This is a genomic window from Neorhizobium galegae bv. orientalis str. HAMBI 540, assembly GCF_000731315.1.
Classification (GTDB): Bacteria; Pseudomonadota; Alphaproteobacteria; order Rhizobiales; family Rhizobiaceae; genus Neorhizobium; species Neorhizobium galegae.
Genome location: NZ_HG938353.1, coordinates 1,371,562 through 1,390,884 on the forward strand (window position 1 = coordinate 1,371,562; position 19,323 = coordinate 1,390,884).

At 61.8% G+C, this 19,323-nt stretch carries 22 protein-coding genes; 11 read left to right on the forward strand and 11 right to left on the reverse strand.

The features are described from left to right. Positions 1-290: 290 nt before the first annotated feature. Together RG540_RS07035 and RG540_RS07040 are read right to left on the reverse strand one after the other, a co-directional pair. Positions 291-620: a PilZ domain-containing protein gene (locus RG540_RS07035; protein WP_038586046.1), complete on the reverse strand. Its 330-nt coding sequence runs from the start codon at positions 618-620 to the stop codon at positions 291-293. Between the two features lie 92 nt (positions 621-712). Further along, complete coding sequence (locus RG540_RS07040) at positions 713-1,174, reverse strand: Lrp/AsnC family transcriptional regulator (RefSeq protein ID WP_038542299.1); 462 nt, start codon at positions 1,172-1,174, stop codon at positions 713-715. Positions 1,175-1,328: 154 nt separating this feature from the next. Between RG540_RS07040 and ald the strand changes: the two genes are divergently transcribed. Further along, positions 1,329-2,447 (forward strand): alanine dehydrogenase, encoded by a 1,119-nt coding sequence (gene ald / locus RG540_RS07045; RefSeq protein WP_038586049.1) that lies wholly within the window; start codon positions 1,329-1,331, stop codon positions 2,445-2,447. Between the two features lie 183 nt (positions 2,448-2,630). After that, positions 2,631-3,317, forward strand: coding sequence for a PadR family transcriptional regulator (locus RG540_RS07050; RefSeq protein ID WP_080724896.1), 687 nt, complete (start codon positions 2,631-2,633; stop codon positions 3,315-3,317). A gap of 67 nt (positions 3,318-3,384) precedes the next feature. Here RG540_RS07050 and RG540_RS07055 read toward each other — a convergent pair whose 3' ends face one another. The 5 genes from RG540_RS07055 to RG540_RS07075 form a co-directional block, all read right to left on the reverse strand. Continuing rightward, positions 3,385-3,888 carry a DUF1203 domain-containing protein gene (locus RG540_RS07055; RefSeq protein ID WP_038586053.1) on the reverse strand — a complete coding sequence of 168 codons (504 nt, stop codon included), beginning with the start codon at positions 3,886-3,888 and terminating at the stop codon, positions 3,385-3,387. Positions 3,889-4,036: 148 nt separating this feature from the next. Continuing rightward, positions 4,037-4,594 carry a GNAT family N-acetyltransferase gene (locus RG540_RS07060; protein WP_038593248.1) on the reverse strand — a complete coding sequence of 186 codons (558 nt, stop codon included), beginning with the start codon at positions 4,592-4,594 and terminating at the stop codon, positions 4,037-4,039. Between the two features lie 5 nt (positions 4,595-4,599). Continuing rightward, positions 4,600-5,466 carry a 3-mercaptopyruvate sulfurtransferase gene (gene sseA, locus RG540_RS07065; RefSeq protein WP_038586056.1) on the reverse strand — a complete coding sequence of 289 codons (867 nt, stop codon included), beginning with the start codon at positions 5,464-5,466 and terminating at the stop codon, positions 4,600-4,602. 24 nt (positions 5,467-5,490) lie between these two features. After that, positions 5,491-6,228 carry an alanyl-tRNA editing protein gene (locus RG540_RS07070; RefSeq protein ID WP_038586059.1) on the reverse strand — a complete coding sequence of 246 codons (738 nt, stop codon included), beginning with the start codon at positions 6,226-6,228 and terminating at the stop codon, positions 5,491-5,493. 23 nt (positions 6,229-6,251) lie between these two features. Beyond that, a complete protein-coding gene (locus RG540_RS07075) occupies positions 6,252-7,289 on the reverse strand; it encodes a cysteine synthase A (RefSeq protein ID WP_038593251.1) in 1,038 nt (345 codons plus the stop codon). Positions 7,290-7,628: 339 nt separating this feature from the next. On the opposite strand from RG540_RS07075, the gene RG540_RS07080 reads away from it, so the two are divergent. Further along, on the forward strand, positions 7,629-8,270 hold the full coding sequence (locus tag RG540_RS07080; RefSeq protein WP_038593255.1) for a ChrR family anti-sigma-E factor: 642 nt from the start codon (positions 7,629-7,631) through the stop codon (positions 8,268-8,270). A gap of 34 nt (positions 8,271-8,304) precedes the next feature. Here the strand turns inward: RG540_RS07080 and RG540_RS07085 are convergent, their stop codons facing one another. The 3 genes from RG540_RS07085 to RG540_RS07095 form a co-directional block, all read right to left on the reverse strand. Beyond that, the gene (locus tag RG540_RS07085) at positions 8,305-8,547 is read right to left on the reverse strand and encodes a DUF982 domain-containing protein (RefSeq protein ID WP_007772754.1); all 243 of its coding nucleotides are present in this window, start codon (positions 8,545-8,547) and stop codon (positions 8,305-8,307) included. Between the two features lie 153 nt (positions 8,548-8,700). Further along, complete coding sequence (locus tag RG540_RS07090; RefSeq protein WP_038586062.1) at positions 8,701-9,090, reverse strand: DUF1236 domain-containing protein; 390 nt, start codon at positions 9,088-9,090, stop codon at positions 8,701-8,703. 86 nt (positions 9,091-9,176) lie between these two features. Then, on the reverse strand, positions 9,177-9,878 hold the full coding sequence (locus RG540_RS07095; protein WP_038586063.1) for a DUF899 family protein: 702 nt from the start codon (positions 9,876-9,878) through the stop codon (positions 9,177-9,179). 163 nt (positions 9,879-10,041) lie between these two features. Here RG540_RS07095 and RG540_RS07100 point away from each other — a divergent pair, with 163 nt between their 5' ends. Both RG540_RS07100 and RG540_RS07105 read left to right on the forward strand, forming a co-directional pair. Further along, positions 10,042-10,683, forward strand: coding sequence for an alpha/beta hydrolase family protein (locus RG540_RS07100; protein ID WP_038586067.1), 642 nt, complete (start codon positions 10,042-10,044; stop codon positions 10,681-10,683). A gap of 211 nt (positions 10,684-10,894) precedes the next feature. Then, positions 10,895-12,790 (forward strand): bifunctional sugar phosphate isomerase/epimerase/4-hydroxyphenylpyruvate dioxygenase family protein, encoded by a 1,896-nt coding sequence (locus tag RG540_RS07105; RefSeq protein ID WP_038586070.1) that lies wholly within the window; start codon positions 10,895-10,897, stop codon positions 12,788-12,790. 62 nt (positions 12,791-12,852) lie between these two features. On the opposite strand, the gene RG540_RS07110 is transcribed toward RG540_RS07105, so the two are convergent. Further along, a complete protein-coding gene (locus RG540_RS07110) occupies positions 12,853-13,164 on the reverse strand; it encodes a helix-turn-helix domain-containing protein (protein ID WP_038593258.1) in 312 nt (103 codons plus the stop codon). A 91-nt stretch (positions 13,165-13,255) separates the two neighbouring features. Between RG540_RS07110 and RG540_RS07115 the strand changes: the two genes are divergently transcribed. The 6 genes from RG540_RS07115 to mnhG are packed head-to-tail and all read left to right on the forward strand — an operon-like array spanning position 13,256 to position 19,295. Continuing rightward, positions 13,256-16,177, forward strand: coding sequence for a monovalent cation/H+ antiporter subunit A (locus RG540_RS07115; protein ID WP_038586073.1), 2,922 nt, complete (start codon positions 13,256-13,258; stop codon positions 16,175-16,177). Continuing rightward, a complete protein-coding gene (locus RG540_RS07120; protein ID WP_038586076.1) occupies positions 16,177-16,515 on the forward strand; it encodes a Na+/H+ antiporter subunit C in 339 nt (112 codons plus the stop codon). The genes RG540_RS07115 and RG540_RS07120 overlap by 1 nt, the downstream gene beginning before the upstream one ends. Then, positions 16,512-18,143 (forward strand): monovalent cation/H+ antiporter subunit D, encoded by a 1,632-nt coding sequence (locus RG540_RS07125; RefSeq protein WP_038586079.1) that lies wholly within the window; start codon positions 16,512-16,514, stop codon positions 18,141-18,143. The genes RG540_RS07120 and RG540_RS07125 overlap by 4 nt, the downstream gene beginning before the upstream one ends. Continuing rightward, a complete protein-coding gene (locus RG540_RS07130) occupies positions 18,143-18,619 on the forward strand; it encodes a Na+/H+ antiporter subunit E (RefSeq protein ID WP_038593261.1) in 477 nt (158 codons plus the stop codon). Before RG540_RS07125 ends, RG540_RS07130 begins: the two co-directional genes overlap by 1 nt. After that, on the forward strand, positions 18,616-18,897 hold the full coding sequence (locus tag RG540_RS07135; protein WP_037084596.1) for a K+/H+ antiporter subunit F: 282 nt from the start codon (positions 18,616-18,618) through the stop codon (positions 18,895-18,897). Before RG540_RS07130 ends, RG540_RS07135 begins: the two co-directional genes overlap by 4 nt. Next, complete coding sequence (gene mnhG / locus RG540_RS07140; RefSeq protein WP_065814415.1) at positions 18,894-19,295, forward strand: monovalent cation/H(+) antiporter subunit G; 402 nt, start codon at positions 18,894-18,896, stop codon at positions 19,293-19,295. The genes RG540_RS07135 and mnhG overlap by 4 nt, the downstream gene beginning before the upstream one ends. The last annotated feature ends 28 nt before the right edge of the window (positions 19,296-19,323 follow it).

Below are 19,323 nucleotides of genomic sequence, written 5' to 3' on the forward strand. Positions count from 1 at the left end.
GGTTTTGCCTGCGCGCTGTGACTACGCGCTCAATGCAGGCGGGAAAAACTGGGACACTTGAACAGCCACCTACTCTCAACGAGGGCGGGTTTTGGTTTTCTTGCTCCGGATAAATTAGGACTTTATCATTTATGGACTCAACGGCAAGTAGTAAATATTTGGTAAACGTTCACTTCGCCTGGATATTTCGGGCTTCCATGACCTTTACATTGTCGCTGTTTATGCGTGGTGATTCGAAGGATCGCGAATGTGTTGAAAATTGGATGGCGGCGGGAATGCACCGGCCGATCTCAGCGCGAGGCCGGCGCATCCTTGTGGAAGAAGCGGAAATAGGACGAGACCTGCGCCACCGCATTGCTGTTGATGCTGAACTGCACGCCGAGCCGGCCGCTGCGGCGCCACTTGACAGTGCCTTCCAGGATGCCGAATTCCTCGCTTTCGACCCGGACCTGACTGCCATCCGCAGCATGGAAAACGCGACCTCCGAGATCAAGCGCCATGCCGGTTGCCGAGAGATCCGTGACACGCCCTTCCACGGCCTGATTGAAATATTTGACCGTACCCAGGATGCGAGTCTTCTTGCGCTCCGCGCTGCGGGTCTTCATTCGTCCGTTGATCATGGTCTCATCCCTCGTTGTTCCTTAAGCGCGGAAGATACATGTCCCGCCTTGAAATCCCTTTAGGACGATCCGTAAAAGTCGAGCGATCCCGATTACAGCCCTACATTCGGCCTGTCGATGATTTCGCGCAGCGCAAAACTCGAATTGATCTTCACAACGTGCGGCAGCGCCGAGAGCCAGTCTCGATGGATGCGCTCGTAATCCTCCAGATCCTTGGCGGCGACTCGCAGGATGTAATCGTACTCGCCGGACATCAGGTAACAGACCAGAACGTTGGGGCAGAGCTTCACCGCCGCCTCGAATTCGGTGAGCGTCTTGGCGAACTGGCCGGACAGCGAGATGTGGACGATCACCATCATCTTGTAGTCGAGCGCCTTGTTGGAGAGGCGGGCGTGATAACCGCTGATCGTGCCGCTTTTTTCAAGGATGTCGAGCCGCCGCGAACAGGCGGACGGAGACAGCCCGACCCGCTCGGCAAGCTCCGCATTGGAGATGCGGCCGTCCTGCTGCAGGGTCCGCATGATCGCAAGATCAATGGCATCCATGGCGCTCATTCGTGGATCCTTCGAAATATTCCTGCTTAGCGCAATTATCTGCGAAAATGCGAGCTTTCGCAATTCGTCTTCGCAAGGACATTCGCACGATTCTCTGGTTAGCTCCCAGCGGGAACATCAATCGGCGAAAGCCACAACTTGAGAGGAACGCTGTATGCGTGTCGGATGCCCGAAGGAAATCAAAAACCATGAATACCGCGTAGGGCTGACGCCCGGCGCGGTACGTGAATATGTGGCCCACGGCCACGAGGTCCTGATCGAAACCAAGGCCGGCGCCGGCATCGGCGCGGATGACGGCGCCTATGTGGCAGCCGGGGCCAGGATCGTCGGTTCGGCCAAGGAAATCTTCGAAAAATCCGACATGGTCGTCAAGGTCAAGGAACCGCAGCCCTCCGAATGGGCGCAGCTCCGCGACGGCCAGCTTCTCTATACCTATCTTCATCTCGCGCCCGATCCGGAACAGACCAAGGGTCTGCTCGCGTCCGGCGTCACCGCCATCGCCTACGAGACCGTCACCGACGATCGCGGCGGGCTGCCGCTTTTGGCGCCGATGTCGGAAGTCGCCGGCCGCCTGGCGATCCAGGCGGGCGCGACCGCGCTGCAGAAGGCCCATGGCGGCCGCGGCATCCTGCTCGGCGGCGTGCCCGGCGTGCTGCCGGCCAAGGTTGCCGTCCTCGGCGGCGGCGTCGTCGGCCTGCATGCGGCGCGGATGGCCGCCGGCCTTGGTGCTGACGTCTCGATCATCGACCGGTCGCTGCCGCGCCTGCGCCAGCTCGACGACATCTTCAACGGCCGCGTTCACACCCGTTATTCGACGATCGACGCGGTGGAAGAGGAAGTCTTCTCCGCGGACCTGATCATCGGTGCCGTCCTCATTCCGGGCGCTGCCGCGCCAAAACTGGTCAGCCGCGAAATGCTCTCGGGCATGAAGCAGGGCGCAGTCATGGTCGACGTCGCGATCGACCAGGGCGGCTGCTTTGAAACTTCGCATGCGACGACCCATTCTGAACCGACCTACGAGGTCGACGGCATCGTCCATTACTGTGTGGCCAACATGCCGGGTGCCGTGCCCGTTACGTCGGCGCATGCGCTGAACAATGCGACGCTGCAGCATGGTCTGGCGCTGGCCGATCGCGGTCTGCGGGCAATCGCCGAAGACCGACACTTGCGCAACGGCCTCAATGTTCATAGAGGCCGCGTCACCAACAAGCCGGTCGCGGAAGCGCTGGGCTATGAGGCGTTCGCGCCGGAAAGCCTGCTGAGCGTCGCGTAACCGGAAGAACTGCGGGCCGCAGAGCCATCAGTTAGGGGCTGGAGAGACGCCGGGCGCTTCGCGTCCGGCGTTTTTCTATTTTCAGAATCAATCAGATATGATTTAGATATATCGAACATGTTGACGAAATTTCCGAGATGGCTATCTTTAGATATATCGAAAGACAGTCTGAGGAGACAAGAAATGTTCAAACACAGGTTCGATGGAAGAAATGGCTGCGGTGAACGCGGCGACCGCAAGGGTTTCGAGGAAATGTTTGCCGCGCGCGGCGGCCCGTTAGACGGGGGATTTGGACGCGGCGGCCGGGGTGGTCCCGGCGGCGGCCGCGGTTTCGGCGATGACGGCGATGGCCGGATTGGCCGCTTCCTGATGCAGGGCGACCTGCGCCTCGTCGTATTGGCGCTGATCGAGAAGGAGCCGCGCCACGGTTATGAGATCATCAAGCATATCGAGGATCTCACCTATGGCTTTTATGCGCCGAGCCCCGGCGTCATTTACCCGACGCTGACCTATCTCGAAGAGGCGGGTTACGTCGTCGCCGAGGCGGACGGCAACAAGAAGCGCTACGCTATCACCGATGAAGGCCGCAAATATCTCGATGAGAACCGCAGCTTTGCCGCGACGATCCTCGATCGGCTGTCGCAGCTCGCCGAGCGCATCAAACAGCGACAGGAACGCCACGAGCGCGGCCGCGACAGCGGTCCGTCACTGCCGCGCAGCGTCGATGCGGCCATGCTCAACCTTCGCGAGGTGATTGCCCGCAAGCTTGAGGGTGACGAAAAGAAAGGCGGCGAGATCGTCAGGCTGCTGCTCGATTTCGCCGAAAACCTTGAACGCAACAATGAGCAGGCCGACAATACCCAGAATTGAAGCCTAAGCGGGCTTCAGAACGAACATGATGGCGCGCCGCTTCGATGGAACGGCGCGCTTTCGCGTTTCAGATTGCGAGAGCGGCGTCCGCGAACGCCCGCACCTCGACCTTGTCGATCCGGCACTGGTAGCAATTGTTGCGGGCCGAGCGGACATGCACATAGGCGATATCGTCGCGGGCCAGCAGTTCTTCGGCGTGCGAGGTGATCCTCTCGGTCGGCGTCACGGCGCCGCTGCCATAGACGATGCGGTCGTCCCGTCCGTAGCCGCGCACGATATAGTCCGTGCTCGCCAGCATGGGCGGCAGGACCTCTTCCGCTGCGTAACGCCGGCAGGGCTGCTTGTGCAGGAAGATCGGCCCGGTTTCCGCATAGGGCTGCAGTTCGGGGAAGGGGCGGTAGGCGAGAACCAGCAATTCCTCGCCGGCATCGATATTCTTGAGGCAATGGCGGCAAGGATAACCGGGGCCGTCGGAGGTCATCGTTTCGGGCTGGCGTCCGTAGGCGTCGGCGCCGCCGTTCCAGAGGTGTTCGGCATCTGCGGCGGGCATGGCTTTGAAGGATATGGTCATCGGGCTCTCCTGTGGCGCGTGTTGCACAAGAGATGCGCCTACAGGACGCGTCTCGCCACCCGATACTTGCCGGGCCTCAAGAATATGAAATGCGTCAGCGTCATCATCACCAAAGCGATCAACATCGCCTTGGGTGAAAATCGCGGCATCAGCCGTCGAGCGCTTTCAGGAGCTCGGCATCCGTCATCGGCTGAACCAGCGCTTCATAGGTTGAAACCGGTGAAAAACCCATCATCTGGTAGAGCTGCAGGGCGCGCGGGTGGTCGAGCGTATTGGTAGTGACGGTTACCTTCTGCGGATTGTCCTGCCAGGCGGAGTAAAGCGCCTGGAGCAGGAACCACTTGCCGATGCCAAGCCCGATCGCCCGTTCGAACAGCCCGAAATAGGAGAGTTCGATGACGTCGTCACTTTCCTTGAACAGCTCGAAAAAACCGGCCGGCGCGCCGTTGACGTAGAGCACCGTCACGGAGGTTCGCGGATTGTGGATGGCGGACGCAAGTTCCTCGTCGCTCATGCGAAGGCGCTTGTACCAGTGCCAACGTTTTCCCACCTGCCGATAGAGATAGCGGTAATAGTGAAGCGGGATTTCGGGCGCGCGGATGATCGCCGTCTGGATATTGACCGGCACAGCCAAGCTGGTCTTCGGCGGTGCGGTCATTTCCAGGCTGGTGACATGGGCTTTCAGCGGAACTGGCTTCTTCGCCATGGCGATCACGCCGCTTTCGGCGAGGGCGGGCCGGTGACGACCGGCGTATCCTGGCGGCTGCCCCACTCGGTCCACGAGCCGTCGTAAAGCGCATTATCTTCATGGCCGAGGGATTCGAGTGCCAGCGTGATGATCGCGGCGGTGATGCCGGAGCCGCAACTCGTCACCACCGGTCGCCCGAAATCGATGCCGGCATCCTCGATCGCCTTTTGCAATTCGGGCAGCGAACGCAGCTTGCCGTTGACCGAGAACGTGCCGGACGGAAGGCTGGCTGCACCCGGCATGTGACCGGAACGCATGCCGGCCCGTGGCTCCGGGTCGGTGCCGGCGAAACGGCCGGCCGGCCGCGCATCGGCGATCTGGCGCGTGCCGTCGCTGACGATCGACAGCATGGTCTGAAAGTCGATCACCTTGTCGACCCGGAAATTCGGGGTGAAGGTGACGAGTTCGGGCGAGGGGACGGTCGTTTCGAGCGGCCGGCCTTCGGCCTTCCAGCCGTCGATGCCGCCGTCGAGCACGAAGACCTGTCTTGCGCCCATGATGCGGAACAGCCACCAGCCGCGCGGCGAGGAGAAGATACCGGGGCCGTCATAGATGACGATCCGGTCGTTCTCGCGGATGCCCATCCGGCCCACGGCCTCGGCAAACACGTCCGGCGCCGGCACCATATGCGGCAGCCCGGTCGAGTGGTCGGCGACCTTGTCGTGGTCGAAGCGGATGGCGCCTGCAATATGTCCGGCTGCGTATTCGGCGTCGGCATCGCGGTTCTGCGCGGGGAGATAGAAGGAGGCGTCGAGAATCTTGAGGTCGGGACTGCCGAGCTCATTGTGAAGCCACTCGGACGAAACGACGAAACGGCTGGTTTCACTCATGTCAAATCTCCTTTGGGCCCGATATCAGGCCTCTGCGCCGGGCTCGCCGAACCGGATGCGGAACCGGCGGTTTTCCTTGCCCTTCTTCTCGATCTTGGCGATGTGAATCGCCCCGACCTCCTGCGTTTCGGAGACATGTGTTCCACCGCAGGGCTGGCTGTCAACGCTGGAATTTTCGCCTATGCAGACGAGGCTGACGCGGCCGAGCCCCATCGGCGGGCGGACATTCTTCGACTTGACGATGCCCGGATTGGCGGCGAGCTCCTCGTCTGTGATCCACTGCAGGTAGACCGGATGGTTCTGGCCGACGAGCTCCATGAGTTTCGCCGTGACTTCGTCCTTGTCGATCGTCTCGGCCATGTCGAAATCGACGCGCGATTCCTCTTCGCCGACAGCGGCCCCGGTGATCGGATACTGGCAGACGACGGAGAGAAGATGGCAGGCGGTGTGCATGCGCATCAGCCTGTAGCGGCGCTGCCAGTCGATATGCATGACCAGGTTTTCGCCGGCCAGCGGCAGCACCTCGCCTTCGAGCGGCACGTGGACGACGATATCCTTGCTGCCGCCGTGCCTCGTCTGGCCGAGCTGGATCCTGGTGCCGTCGGCCCGTTCGAGAAAGCCGGTATCGCCGGGCTGGCCGCCGGATGCCGCATAGAAACAGGTGCGATCCAGTTCGATGCCGCCGTCCTCGTGGATGGCCGTCACCACCGCTTCTGCTGTCGATAGATAGAAGTCGTCGCGGTAGAGAGCTTCAACGGGCATAAATCACTCGTTCTTCAAAGGTATCAGACCGTCTGGAAGGGAATGTCGATCTGCCGCTTCTGCACCAGCCAGGCGGGAACCGGCAGACCCTTCGACTTCAGGAAATCCGGGTTGAAAAGCTTGGACTGATAGCGGTTGCCGTAGTCGCAAAGTATCGTCACGATCGTGTGGCCGGGGCCAAGATCCCTGGCGAGACGGACAGCGCCGGCGATATTGATGCCGGTCGAGCCGCCGAGGCAGAGGCCTTCGTGCTCGACCAGATCGAAGATATAGGGCAGCGCTTCCGCATCCGGGATCTGGTAAGCGAAGTCCGGCTTGAAACCTTCGAGATTGGCGGTGATGCGGCCCTGGCCGATGCCCTCGGTGATCGAATTGCCTTCCGACTTGAACTCGCCATGGGCGTAGAATTCATAAAGGGCAGCACCTTCCGGGTCGGCGATGCCAATCTTGATATCCGGGTTGCGGGCCTTCAGCCCCATGGCGACGCCGGCAAGCGTGCCGCCCGAGCCGACCGCGCAGATGAAACCGTCGACCTTGCCGCCGGTCTGTTCGAAGATTTCCGGCGCCGTGGTCTGGATATGGGCTTCGCGGTTGGCGATGTTGTCGAACTGGTTCGCCCAGATGGCGCCCGCCGGCTCGGTCTTTGCGAGCTCCTCGGCAAGGCGGCCGGAGATTTTCACGTAATTGTTGGGGTTCTTGTAGGGGACGGCGGGAACCTCGACCAGTTCGGCGCCGAGCAGTTTCAGCGCGTCCTTCTTTTCCTGGCTCTGGGTTTCCGGGATGACGATGACGGTGCGGTAACCGAGCGCCTTGGCGACCAGCGTCAGGCCGATGCCGGTATTGCCGGCCGTGCCTTCGACGATGACGCCGCCGGGGCGCAGGAGCCCCTTCTTTTCGGCGTCGCGGATGATGTAGAGCGCTGCCCGATCCTTGACCGATTGGCCGGGGTTCAGGAACTCCGCCTTGCCGAGGATTTCGCAGCCGGTCGCTTCGGAAGCGCCGTTCAGCCGGATGAGGGGCGTGTTGCCGATCACGTCGAGGACGGAGGAATGGGAGGTCATCGCGGTGCCTTCTTGTTCATCGCACATGTAAACAGGGTCTTTTCGACGGACAAGGACCAGAGGGCAAGAAATTCTGTTTCCGGAAAGGGTTTGCCCCCGTAAAATCCGTCTTTTCGTGGCCGGATCTATGGTTGCGACGGCGGCTAAAGGGGCGCTTCAAGCGCCGCCTTCTAATGTATCGACGGGCCGTTAAAAAAAACGGCGCTATTATATTGGAAGTAGTAATCCAAATTTCTCTCCAGACGTATAGACGTAGAGTTGAAGCAGATACGGATCCGTGCTGCGCGATGAAGTGAGGGCGCTTTGACCCGATTTCCTGCATGAAACTGGCATTTGGACATGCTGCAGAACCTCGAACGGCTGGATCTTCTGATCGCGCATTACGTGTCCGGCTCTCTTCCTGAGCCGGCTCATGTTCTCGTCGGTTCGCATCTGGAAATGCACTCGCCGTCTGCGAAACTGGCCGGTGTCATGGAGGAGTATGCAGGCGATGCCCTGAATATCACTCCACCCGTGGCATTGTCCGACGCCAAGCGACGGTTGGCCGAAATCTTCGCGTCTGCACCGCCGCCGGAGCATCGGCCAAGGATCTTCGAAAAATCGAGGCTCCCCGCATCGCTACGGGCTTATGTCGGCGCCGATCTCGCCGATATCAGGTGGAAAACGAAACTGCCGGGGCTGCGGCATCACGTCATCGAAAAATCGAAGGAAGTCGAGACGAGTTTTTTATGGGTGCGGCCGGGAAGGGCTCTCCCGCAGCACGGCCATCATGGGCTTGAATTGACGTTGGTGCTCGAGGGCGAGTTTCACGACCATCGCGGCAATTTCGGTGAGGGTGACGTCTCGGTCGCAGACGAAATGCTGGACCATCGGCCGATCGCGGGTAAGCGCGGGCCGTGTCTGTGTTTCTCCGTGCTGTTCGCGCCGATCGCCCTTTCCGGCTCCACCCTCCGGCTTTTAGGCGATATCATCGGTCTCTGAACCATGCAGGCCGGCGGATTGCCGGCCTATTCGTTCAGTTCAGATGCAATTGCGCTTCGCTGACAGCTTCCTCAAACTGTTGACGCGCCTCTTCCGGCGACCTGCGTCCGTCGAGCGCTGCCCGGCAGACGCTACGCGCCTTGACAAAGTGTGGTCCGCGCATGTCCGGCCAGCGGTCCGTCAAAAGCGCAAGCGCCTCAAACGGTCCGTTGATGACCTCAGTACCGAGCTGCCCGAAGGCGACGCGCACCGGTTTTTGCCAACTTGCTTGCGGCATCTTTCATGTCCTCCCTGGATACCAACCTTACAAAACGACGCAGTCGGCATTTGGTTCCGCGAGATTTAAAAAAATGCTGTCGGGCGGTCGATTCTCAAAAACAAGCCGCCGCACCTCTCGATACGACGGCTTGCGATCAGCAATGCGGAACGATCATTCGACGACCTGTACCACCGTGTGGGTGCGCGGATCGACGATGACGCGCTGCTGGTTGACGATCGCATAGGCGTAGGTCGGCGATTCCGGGATCGGAGTGAGGACGACCTGCTGCGGGATCGGCTGGCCGACGACGACGCGCTCCTGCACCACAACGGACTGCTGTACCGGCTGCTGGCGCACATAGGTGACGACACGTTCCGGCGGCGGATCGATCGCCGTACCGGCGACTGCACCGACCACGCCGCCAACGGCAGCGCCGACCGGACCACCGACGATTGCACCAGTAACAGCACCGCCGACAGCGCCGTTAACCGTGCTCTGCTGGGCCATTGCGCCGGTCGCGAGAAGGCCGATCGCGGCGGAGAGAATGATAAGCTTTTTCATGGTCACTTCCTTATCAGTTGAAGTGGCCGGAGAACGTGGCGGCATCATCTTTCGTTCCGCCTTGATCGGCGCGTAGGACTTCAGTCCTAATAGGACAGCTTGGGGTACCAGTGCGGCGCCCGGCCCTCCGGGGTGGAGTCGAGGATCGTCCAGATCGGCATCAGATCGGGTGCGCCGCGCGGGTCCTGGCCGGGGTCGGCGGTGGCGCCGCCCATCTCGCCGCCCCAGAAATGCCGCATCGTTCCGTCCCGGCGGGTGAACACGTTGAAGGCCGCGTCGTCGCTGCCGTCCTTGCCGATCGCGTGGTAATCCCGGCTGAACTCGCCGCTCGTATCCGAATAGAGCGGCAGATGGTGCCAGCCGCGCTCGCGTGCGAAATCGGTGAGGCGCTGCAACGGCGAACGTGCGACGACCACGAATGCGACGCGCTGCTGAATGTCGGGAACCTCGCCATCCCAGGAAGAAAGCAGCGAGGTGCACATCGGACAGGGCCGCTCGCGCTCCGGGCCGAACATATAGCTGTAGATGACCAGCGTTTCCTTGTCCGCAAACAGCTCTTCGAACGAGATCCTGCCGTTCACGCCCTCGAACGTATAGTTCTTCGGCACATGCCCGCCCGGCGGCAGATGGCGTCTCTGCTCGGCGACGCGCTCGATATGGCGGCGGAGCTCGATTTCCTCGGCGAGAAGCGCATCCCGCGCCTCCCTGTATGCGGCGCTTTCGTTCGGGAAGTGCACACCGTTCTTTCTCGCAAGTTCGACTGCTGGTGTGAGGCTCTGCATATCCATGACATTCCTCCATCTGTAATGGTCGGGCAGGAGACTTGGCCTTGCTCTCGCTGATATAGTCGCCAAATTGCGGGCGGCCATGGCTCGCCCATACAAAGAACGTGCGCCAACGGTGTGGTCCGACGGGCGCATGTGAAAAGTGAACCTGAATTGAGGGAGCAAGATGTCAGGGCGATTTCTGATCGAGGGACCGGAAGACGCACGCGTCACGATCCTGCTTGCGCATGGCGCCGGCGCGCCGATGGATTCCGCATCGATGACGGCTGCGGCGAAAGCGCTGTCGGCCAGGGGTTTTCGCGTGGCGCGTTTCGAATTCGGCTATATGGCTGCCCGGCGTACATCGGGCGATCGCAAGCCGCCTCCGCGGGCAGAGACGCTCAATCCCGAATACAGGGCGGTGATCGCCGAACTCGACGCGAAGGGACCGCTGATCATCGGCGGCAAGTCGATGGGCGGACGGGTGGCGAGCATGATTGCCGACGAGTTCTACGACAAGGGCGGGATTGCCGGCCTGTTGTGCCTTGGTTATCCGTTCCATCCTCCGGGAAAACCGGAGCAGCTCCGCACCCAGCATCTCAAAGGTCTCAAGGCACCGGCGTTGATCTGCCAGGGAACCCGCGATGAATTCGGCACCCGCGAAGAAGTATCCGGCTACGAACTCTCGAAGGCCATCGAAATCCTCTGGCTGGAGGAGGGTGATCACGACCTGAAGCCGCGCAAGACGATTTCCGGTTTTTCCGCCGCTGACCATATGACAACGATGGCGCAAGGCGTGTCGGCCTGGATCACAAAATTGAAGCCCTGAACTCTGTTCCAGGCCTCTTGGTTCGCCGCCTTGGCAGCGTCCGATCCGGCCCACGATATCGGCTATATCTGCAGACCAAAACTTCTCATTTGATGTTACGAACTGTTTAGTACAAAATGGCGTTACTTGATGCCGGCTCGAAGCGGGAGGTCGCTCGCCGGTGCATCTGAGGAGCTTCTTCGGTCGCATTCCGAGGAAAAGGGAGGACCGCATGAAAACGTCGATAGCCACGGTTTCGATCAGCGGGGAACTGCCCGAGAAGCTGGAAGCGATTGCCAAGGCCGGCTTCGATGGGGTGGAGATCTTCGAAAACGATTTCCTCGCCTTCGACGGCAGCCCCGCCGATGTCGGAAAGATGGTGCGCGATCACGGGCTGGAGATCACGCTGTTCCAGCCGTTCCGCGATTTCGAGGGCATGCCCGCCACGCATCGCGGCCGCACCTTCGATCGTGCCGAGCGCAAGTTCGACGTGATGCAGGAACTCGGCACCGACCTCGTCCTTGTCTGCTCCAACGTTTCGCCGGTCTCTCTCGGCGGCATCGACCGGGCGGCGGCGGATTTTCACGAACTCGGCGAACGGGCCGCCAGGCGTGGGTTGAAAGTGGGTTACGAGGCGCTCGCCTGGGGCCGGCATATCAACGATCATCGCGATGCCTGGGAGATCGTGCGGCGTGCCGACCACCCGAATATCGGGCTGATCCTCGACAGCTTTCACACCCTGTCGCGGAAGATAGACATCAATTCGATCCGCTCGATCCCGAAGGACAAGATCTTCATCGTCCAGCTCGCCGATGCGCCGCTGATCGACATGGACCTGCTCTACTGGTCGCGGCATTTCCGCAACATGCCCGGCGAGGGCGATCTGCCGGTGACGGCTTTTACCACCGCGATCGCCGAAACCGGCTACGACGGTTATTTCTCGCTGGAGATTTTCAACGACCAGTTCCGCGGTGGATCCAGCCGGGCGATTGCCGATGACGGCTACCGTTCGCTGATCTATCTCGGCGACCAGGTGCGGCGCAGCCCGAATGCATCGGGCCTGACGGTTCGCGACATGCCGGACCGCGCGGCCGTGAAGGGTGTCGGTTTTGTGGAATTCTCTTCCGACGAGAAGGATGCGGCCGATCTTGCTGCGATCCTGCGAACGCTCGGTTTCCGCAAGACGGCGAAACACAAGTCGAAGAAGGTCAGCCTCTACAGCCAGGGCGATATCCGTCTCCTCGTCAATACCGACGAGAAGGGGTTTGCCAACGCCTCGTTTGCCGTCCACGGCACCTCCGCCTATGCGATGGCCCTCGTCGTCGACGATGCCGGGCAGGCGTTCGAAAGGGCGGTGGCGCTGGGGGCCGAACCGTTCAGGCAGCAGGTGGCGGAGGGCGAAGTGGAGATACCGGCGATCCGCGGCGTCGGCGGCGGCCTCGTCTACCTGATCGACGACAAGAGCAATCTCGGCCGCTTTTCCGAGATCGATTTCCTGCCCGCCAGCGAAGAGGGCGAAGCCGAGATGGCGCCGGCGCATCTCGGGCATGTCGACCATATCGCCCAGACGGTCGCCTACGAGGAGATGCTGACCTGGCTGCTCTTCTACACCTCGATCTTCGAGACGCAGAAGACGGCGATGGTCGACATCATCGATCCGGCCGGCGTGGTACGCAGCCAGGTGGTCGAAAACGCCTCCGGCACGCTCCGCATCACCTTGAACGGCGCCGAGAACCGCCGCACGCTGGCGGGGCATTTCATCGCCGAAAAATTCGGATCCGGCGTCCAGCATCTCGCCTTCCAGACCGACGACATCTTTGCGACGGCCGCCGCGTTGCGCAAGAACGGGTTCAAGCCGCTTGCCATCTCGCCCAACTATTACGGCGACGTCGAAGCCCGCTTCGGCCTCGATGCCGAGCTTTCTGAGCGGCTGAAGGAAGAGAACATCCTCTACGACCGCGACGAGCACGGCGAATATTTCCAGCTCTACAGCATGACCTATGGCGAGGGGTTCTTCTTCGAGATCGTCGAGCGGCGCGGTTATTGCGGCTACGGCGCCCCGAACGCCATCTTCCGCATCGCCGCGCTCAAGAAGGCGCTGCGGCCCGAAGGCATGCCGAGGGTGTGAACGGCGGCGGGATGGTTCGGTCACAACTGGTGATGCCCGGTTAGGGCCGCGCTCCGCTCGACCTATTGCGGTGTCTGCACGGCTCTCGGACAGACGCCGAAGCAACCGCCTTCCATGTGGACGAAGGCGACGCCGCCGTCTTCGAAGGCCAGGCGCAGCTGCGCCTCCGTCGCACGATGGAGGTCGTGCCGGCTGCCTTCGTAGTCACGGATAGTACTGCGCGACACCCCGGACCGGTCGGCAAGATCGGTCTGTGTCCAGTCCAGAAACCCACGGGCGGCGCGACACAAGGCCGGTGTCAAAATTACGTTCTTTGCGGCTTGACCCATCTCACCAAACTGCCCATATTGGTCAATATCTCTCATATATGGCAATTTGGATTCGATTGCTAGATGGAGCACCGCAAAGCCCTTCGGAGGAGGCGCCTGGCGGATGCGGAGCACATAGGAAGGCCGGAGCATTGGGATAACGTCAGGACCATATCTTCTTCTTGTTCTTCTGGTCCTGCCTTTCCTCGGAAGCCTGGTCTCCGTATCTCTGCTGCGAACGCGCTCGCGCGTGCTGCCGTCCTGGGTCGCCGGCGCCACTGCGCTCCTGTCCCTGCTGATCATCGCGGCCTTCTATCCAAGCGTTACCGATGGCGGCGTGCTTCGCTTCGAGGGCACATGGCTGCCGCAGCTTGGCCTGAACTTCACGCTGCGCATGGATGGTTTCGCCTGGCTTTTCTCCATGCTGATCGCGGGCATCGGCTTTCTGGTGGTCGTCTATGCCCGCTATTACATGTCGGAAGACGATCCGGTTCCGCGCTTCTTCTCCTTCCTGCTCGCCTTCATGGGCGCGATGCTCGGCATCGTCATTTCCGGCAATGTCATTCTCCTGTCGGTCTTCTGGGAACTGACCAGCATCTTTTCCTTCCTGCTGATCAGCTACTGGCACAACAATGCCGCCGCGCGCGACGGCGCACGCATGGCACTGACGATCACCGGGATCGGCGGTTTCTGCCTGCTGATCGGGCTGCTGCTGCTCGGCAACATCGTCGGCAGCTACGACCTCGACAAGATCCTGGCGGCCGGTGACGTCATCCGCGGCCATTCCCTCTACGTGCCGGCACTGGTCTTCATCCTGCTCGGCGCATTGACCAAGAGCGCTCAGTTTCCATTCCATTTCTGGCTGCCCAATGCCATGGCGGCGCCGACCCCGGTCTCGGCCTTCCTGCATTCGGCGACCATGGTGAAGGCGGGCGTCTTCCTGCTGGTGCGCTTCTGGCCGGCCCTGTCGGGAACCTATGAATGGTTCTACCTGGTCGGGCTGGCGGGCATCATCACGCTCGTGCTTGGCGCCTATTTCGCGATGTTCCAGCAGGACCTGAAGGGCCTGCTCGCCTATTCGACGATCAGCCATCTCGGCCTCATCACCACGCTGCTCAGCCTCGGAAGTCCGCTGGCGACGGTCGCGGCGATCTTCCACATGGTCAACCACGCGACCTTCAAGGCGTCGCTGTTCATGGCGGCCGGCATCATCGATCATGAGACCGGCACGCGCGACATGCGACGATTGAGCGGGCTTTTCCGGTATCTGCCCATCACAGGCACGCTGGCCATGGTGGCAAGTGCCGCCATGGCGGGTGTTCCTCTGCTCAACGGCTTCCTCTCGAAGGAAATGTTCTTCGCCGAGGCGGTCGAAACCCATGCGGATTCCATTCTCGACCGCATCCTGCCCTATGTGGCGACGCTCGCCAGCGCCTTCAGCGTCGCCTATTCGCTGCGTTTCATCCACACCGTCTTCTTCGGACCGCCGCCGACGGATCTACCCAAGCCGAAGCCGCATGAGCCGCCGCGCTGGATGCGCTTTCCGATCGACCTTCTGGTCGTCGCCTGCCTGATCGTCGGCATCATTCCGGCGATTTCGATCGGGCCTTTCCTGCATACCGCCGTCGTCAGCGTGCTGGGGCCTGAGACCCCGGAATACAGCCTGTCCATATGGCATGGCGTCAACCTGCCACTGATCATGAGCGCCATCGCACTCGGCGGCGGCACGCTACTCTATCTCTCGCTCCGGAAATATCTCGCGACCTGCGAGGACGGTCCGCCGATCCTGCGCAACCTGAAGGGCCAACGCATCTTCGAGCGCATTCTCGTGGAAGTGTCCTGGCGCTGGGCCCGCACGCTCGAACGGCGCTTCGGCACCCGAAATCTGCAGCCTCAGCTCCGCTGGGTGGTGGCGACCGGTTTCCTCGCGGGGCTCCTGCCGCTCTATCTCTCCGGTTTCGAAACGCGCGAAATCGCCTTTTCCGGCATCGATCCCGCCTTCGCCGCGATCTGGCTGCTCGGCATCTGCCTGGCCTTTGGTACCGCCTATCTTGCCAAATATCATCGCCTCGCAGCACTCGTCATGCTCGGCGGAGTCGGGCTGATCGTCTGCATCACTTTCGTCTGGCTGTCGGCGCCGGATCTCGCGATCACCCAACTTCTCGTCGAGATCGTCACCACCGTCCTCATCCTTCTCGGCCTGCGCTGGCTGCCGAAGCGCACGGAAGGAATGGTCGAGGCGATCAGTCTCCGGGCGCGCTTCCGCCGCTTCCGCGACCTGGCGCTCGCCGTCGTCTGCGGCATCGGCATGACCTTCATCGCCTATGCCGTCATGACCATGCCGGTGCCCGATGCCATCGCCAACTACTTCCTCGAAAATGCCTATTCGCAAGGCGGTGGGCGCAACGTCGTCAACGTCATCCTGGTGGATTTCCGCGGCTTCGACACGCTCGGGGAGATCGCGGTGCTCGGCGTCGTGGCGCTGACCGTTTTCGCGCTGCTTCGCCGTTTCCGCCCGGCCGACGACAGCATGGACCTGCCGGAACAGCAGCGCATCCAGAACCGTTTCGATGAGGATCGTCCCGAGCGTTCGGCCGGCGATACGGTGCGCGACTACTTGCTTGTCCCCTCCGTCATCATGACCTGGCTCTTCCCGGTGATCATCACCTTCGCCGTCTACATCTTCATGCGCGGTCACGATATGCCGGGCGGCGGCTTCTCGGCAGGCTTGACGCTGTCGATCGCCTTCCTGCTGCAGTATCTGGCCGGCGGCACGCGTTGGGCGGAAGATCGCCTGCGCATTCTTCCGCTGCGCTGGATGGGGGCGGGCCTGCTGACCGCGGTTTCGACGGGCATAGGCGCCTGGTTCTTCGGTTACCCGTTCCTGACCTCGCATTTCCAGTATGTCGAGCTGTCGTTGATCGGCAAGATGCCGGCCGCCACGGCGCTGCTCTTCGATTTCGGGGTGTTCTCGCTGGTGGTCGGCTCCACGGTCCTTATTCTCGTGGCCCTAGCGCACCAGTCGATCCGCATCAACCGCCTGCGGGCGATCGATGCAGCGCGGACGGAGGAGGGCTGATGGAACTCGTTCTTGCCACCGCAATCGGCGTGATGACGGGCTGCGGCGTCTGGCTCATCCTGCGTCCGCGTACCTACCAGGTCATCGTCGGCCTCTCGCTACTCTCCTATGCCGTCAATCTCTTCATCTTCGGTGTCGGCGGGGTGAAGACCAATGTCCCGCCGATCCTCGTTGACGGCGTTCCCACCTCGACGCTCGCCGATCCGGTGCCGCAGGCTCTGGTGCTGACGGCCATCGTCATCGGGTTTGCGACGACCGCGCTGTTCCTGGTCGTCATGCTCGCCTCCCGTGGGCTGACCGGTACCGACCATGTCGATGGGAGGAGCGAGCCGAAATGAATGGCTGGATCCATCACCTCATTATCGCGCCGATCCTTGTGCCGCTGGTCGCCGCCGCACTCCTGTTGTTCGTCGACGAGCGCCAGCGCGTCGTAAAGGCGATGATCAGCCTCGCGTCGACGCTGATTCTGGTCGCCGTCTCGCTCACGCTTCTGCGGATCGAAAGCGGTCCAAGCGAATTCGACGGCGTCTATCTGCTCGGAAACTGGGCGGCGCCGTTCGGCATCGTGCTGGTTCTCGACGCGCTGTCGGCGCTGATGCTGCTGCTGACCGCGGTGCTCTCGGTCGCGGCGCTGGTCTTCTCGCTCGCCCGCTGGCATGCGGTCGGCGCGCATTTCCACACGATGTTCCAGCTGCTGTTGGTGGGGCTGAACGGCGCCTTCCTGACCGGCGATCTATTCAATCTCTTCGTCTTCTTCGAGGTGATGCTGGCGGCATCCTATGGATTGCTGCTGCACGGCTCCGGTCCGCTGCGCGTCAAGGCGGGCATGCACTATATCGCCGTCAACCTAGCTGCCGCACTTCTGTTCCTGATCGGCGTCAGCCTGATCTACGGCACCGCCGGCACCCTCAATATGGCCGATCTCGCCGCACGAATTCCCGATATCGAGCCGGACCGCCGGATGCTGATGGAAGCGGGAGCGGGCGTGCTCGGCATCGCCTTCCTTATCAAGGCCGGCATGTGGCCGCTCTGCTTCTGGCTGCCGACGGCCTATAGCGCCGCATCCGCACCGGTCGCCGGCATATTCGCGATCATGAGCAAGCTCGGCATCTACATCATCCTGCGGCTCACCATGCTGCTCTTCGGCGAAGGACCGTCTGCCGGTTTCGGTGCGGACGTGCTTCTCTACGGTGGCGTCGCCACCCTGATCTTCGGCACGATCGGTGTGCTGGCGTCGCAGGCGCTGGGAAGGCTTGCCGGTTTCTCGGTTCTGGTCTCGTCGGGCACGCTGCTGATGGTGCTCGGCATCAATGATGGGGCGATCTCGTCCGGCGCGCTGCTCTATCTCGTCAGCTCGACGCTGACGATCAGCGCCTTCTTCATGCTGATCGAACTGGTCGAACGCGGGCAGGATGCCGGTGCGATTGTCCTTGCAGTCACCATGGAAGCCTATGGCGACGCGGACGAGGACGAGCCGGAGGAGGGTGATGGCGTCACCATGCCGGGCACGATGGCGATCCTCGGCATCTGCTTTGCGGCGTGTGGTATCCTGCTGTCCGGCCTGCCGCCGCTTTCCGGCTTCATCGCCAAGTTCGCGATGCTGTCGGCGATGATGGGGACGGGAGCGATCGGCGTGCCGCCGACGGCGACCGTCTGGGTTCTGGTCTTCCTCGTCATCCTCTCCGGCATCGCAGCGCTGATTTCGATGACGCGCGCCGGCATCCGCACCTTCTGGAGCTCGCTCGAAGGAACCGTGCCGCGCGTCCTCGTCATCGAGATCGTGCCGGTGATGTTCCTGCTGTTCCTGACGCTCGCCCTCACCGTCCAGGCCGGACCGGCGATGCAGTATATGGATACGACGATCCGCAGCCTCAGCAATCCGCGGATCTATATCGATGCAGTGCGCAAAGCGGCGCCTATCCCTGACTACGACGGCGCTGCGTCGACCGAAGCAGGGGGCAAATGATGCTGCCCTATCCGCTGCTCACCCTGTCGCTGGTCCTGATGTGGCTGCTGCTCAATGGCTTCACGCCCGGCCATCTGGTGCTCGGCATCCTGGTTGCCGTGTTCGCTTCGTGGGCGATGGCATCGCTGCGCCCGGACAAGCCGCGGCTCGGCAAATGGTACCTGCTGCCGAAACTGTTCGGGATCGTACTCTACGATATCGTCAAATCGAACATCGCCGTCGCGCTGATTATCCTCAAAGCTGGTCGCCGCAGCCACAATCCCGGTTTCCTGACCGTCGAGCTGGATATCGAGAACCATACGGCAATCGCGGTTCTGGCCGTCGTGCTGACCAGCACGCCGGGATCTGCCTGGCTGGAGTATGATTCAAACGACAAGACGGTGTTGCTGCATATCCTTGACCTGGACAACGAGGCGGAGTGGCGCAACACGATCAAGAACAGGTATGAGAAGCTGCTGATGGAGATTTTCGCATGAGCGCCATCATTCTCTTCAGTGCTGTCTCGCTCGCCCAGCTGATGCTGGCGGCGGCGATGGCGATTGCCTCGGTGCGCATGTTCCGGGGCCCAAGGGCACAGGACCGCATCATCGGCCTCGACACGCTCTACATCAACGCCATGCTGCTGCTGGTGACCTTCGGCATCGGCACGGGCCGCGTGATCTATTTCGAGGCGGCGTTGGTCATGGGCATGCTGGGCTTCGTGGCGACCGTGGCGCTTGCGAAATTCCTGATGCGCGGGGAGGTGATCGAATGATGCAGGCTGCAGCCGATATCCCGGTCTGGGCCGCCGTCGCGGTCGCGTTTTTCCTGCTGATCGGTTCGGGTCTTGCGCTGATCGGTGCCATCGGCTTCCTGCGCTTGCCGACCTTCTACGAGCGCATCCATGCGCCGACGCTCGGCACCAGCTGGGGGATCGGCGGCGTCATGTTGGCTTCGATGATCTTCTTCACGGTTTCGTCGGGGCGCCTCGTATTCCACGAGATCCTGATCGGCATCTTCGTGACCGTGACCACGCCGATCACCTTCATGCTGCTGGCGCGCGCAGCCCTCCACCGCGACCGGGCGGAGGGGAACGGCAATGTCCCCGACAAGCAGAACAAGAGCCAGGTGGCCAAGGGTGTTTCGGGTGAGAGCGATCCCCGCCACACATAGACTTCGCCGAGCGATTAAGCCGGGTCGA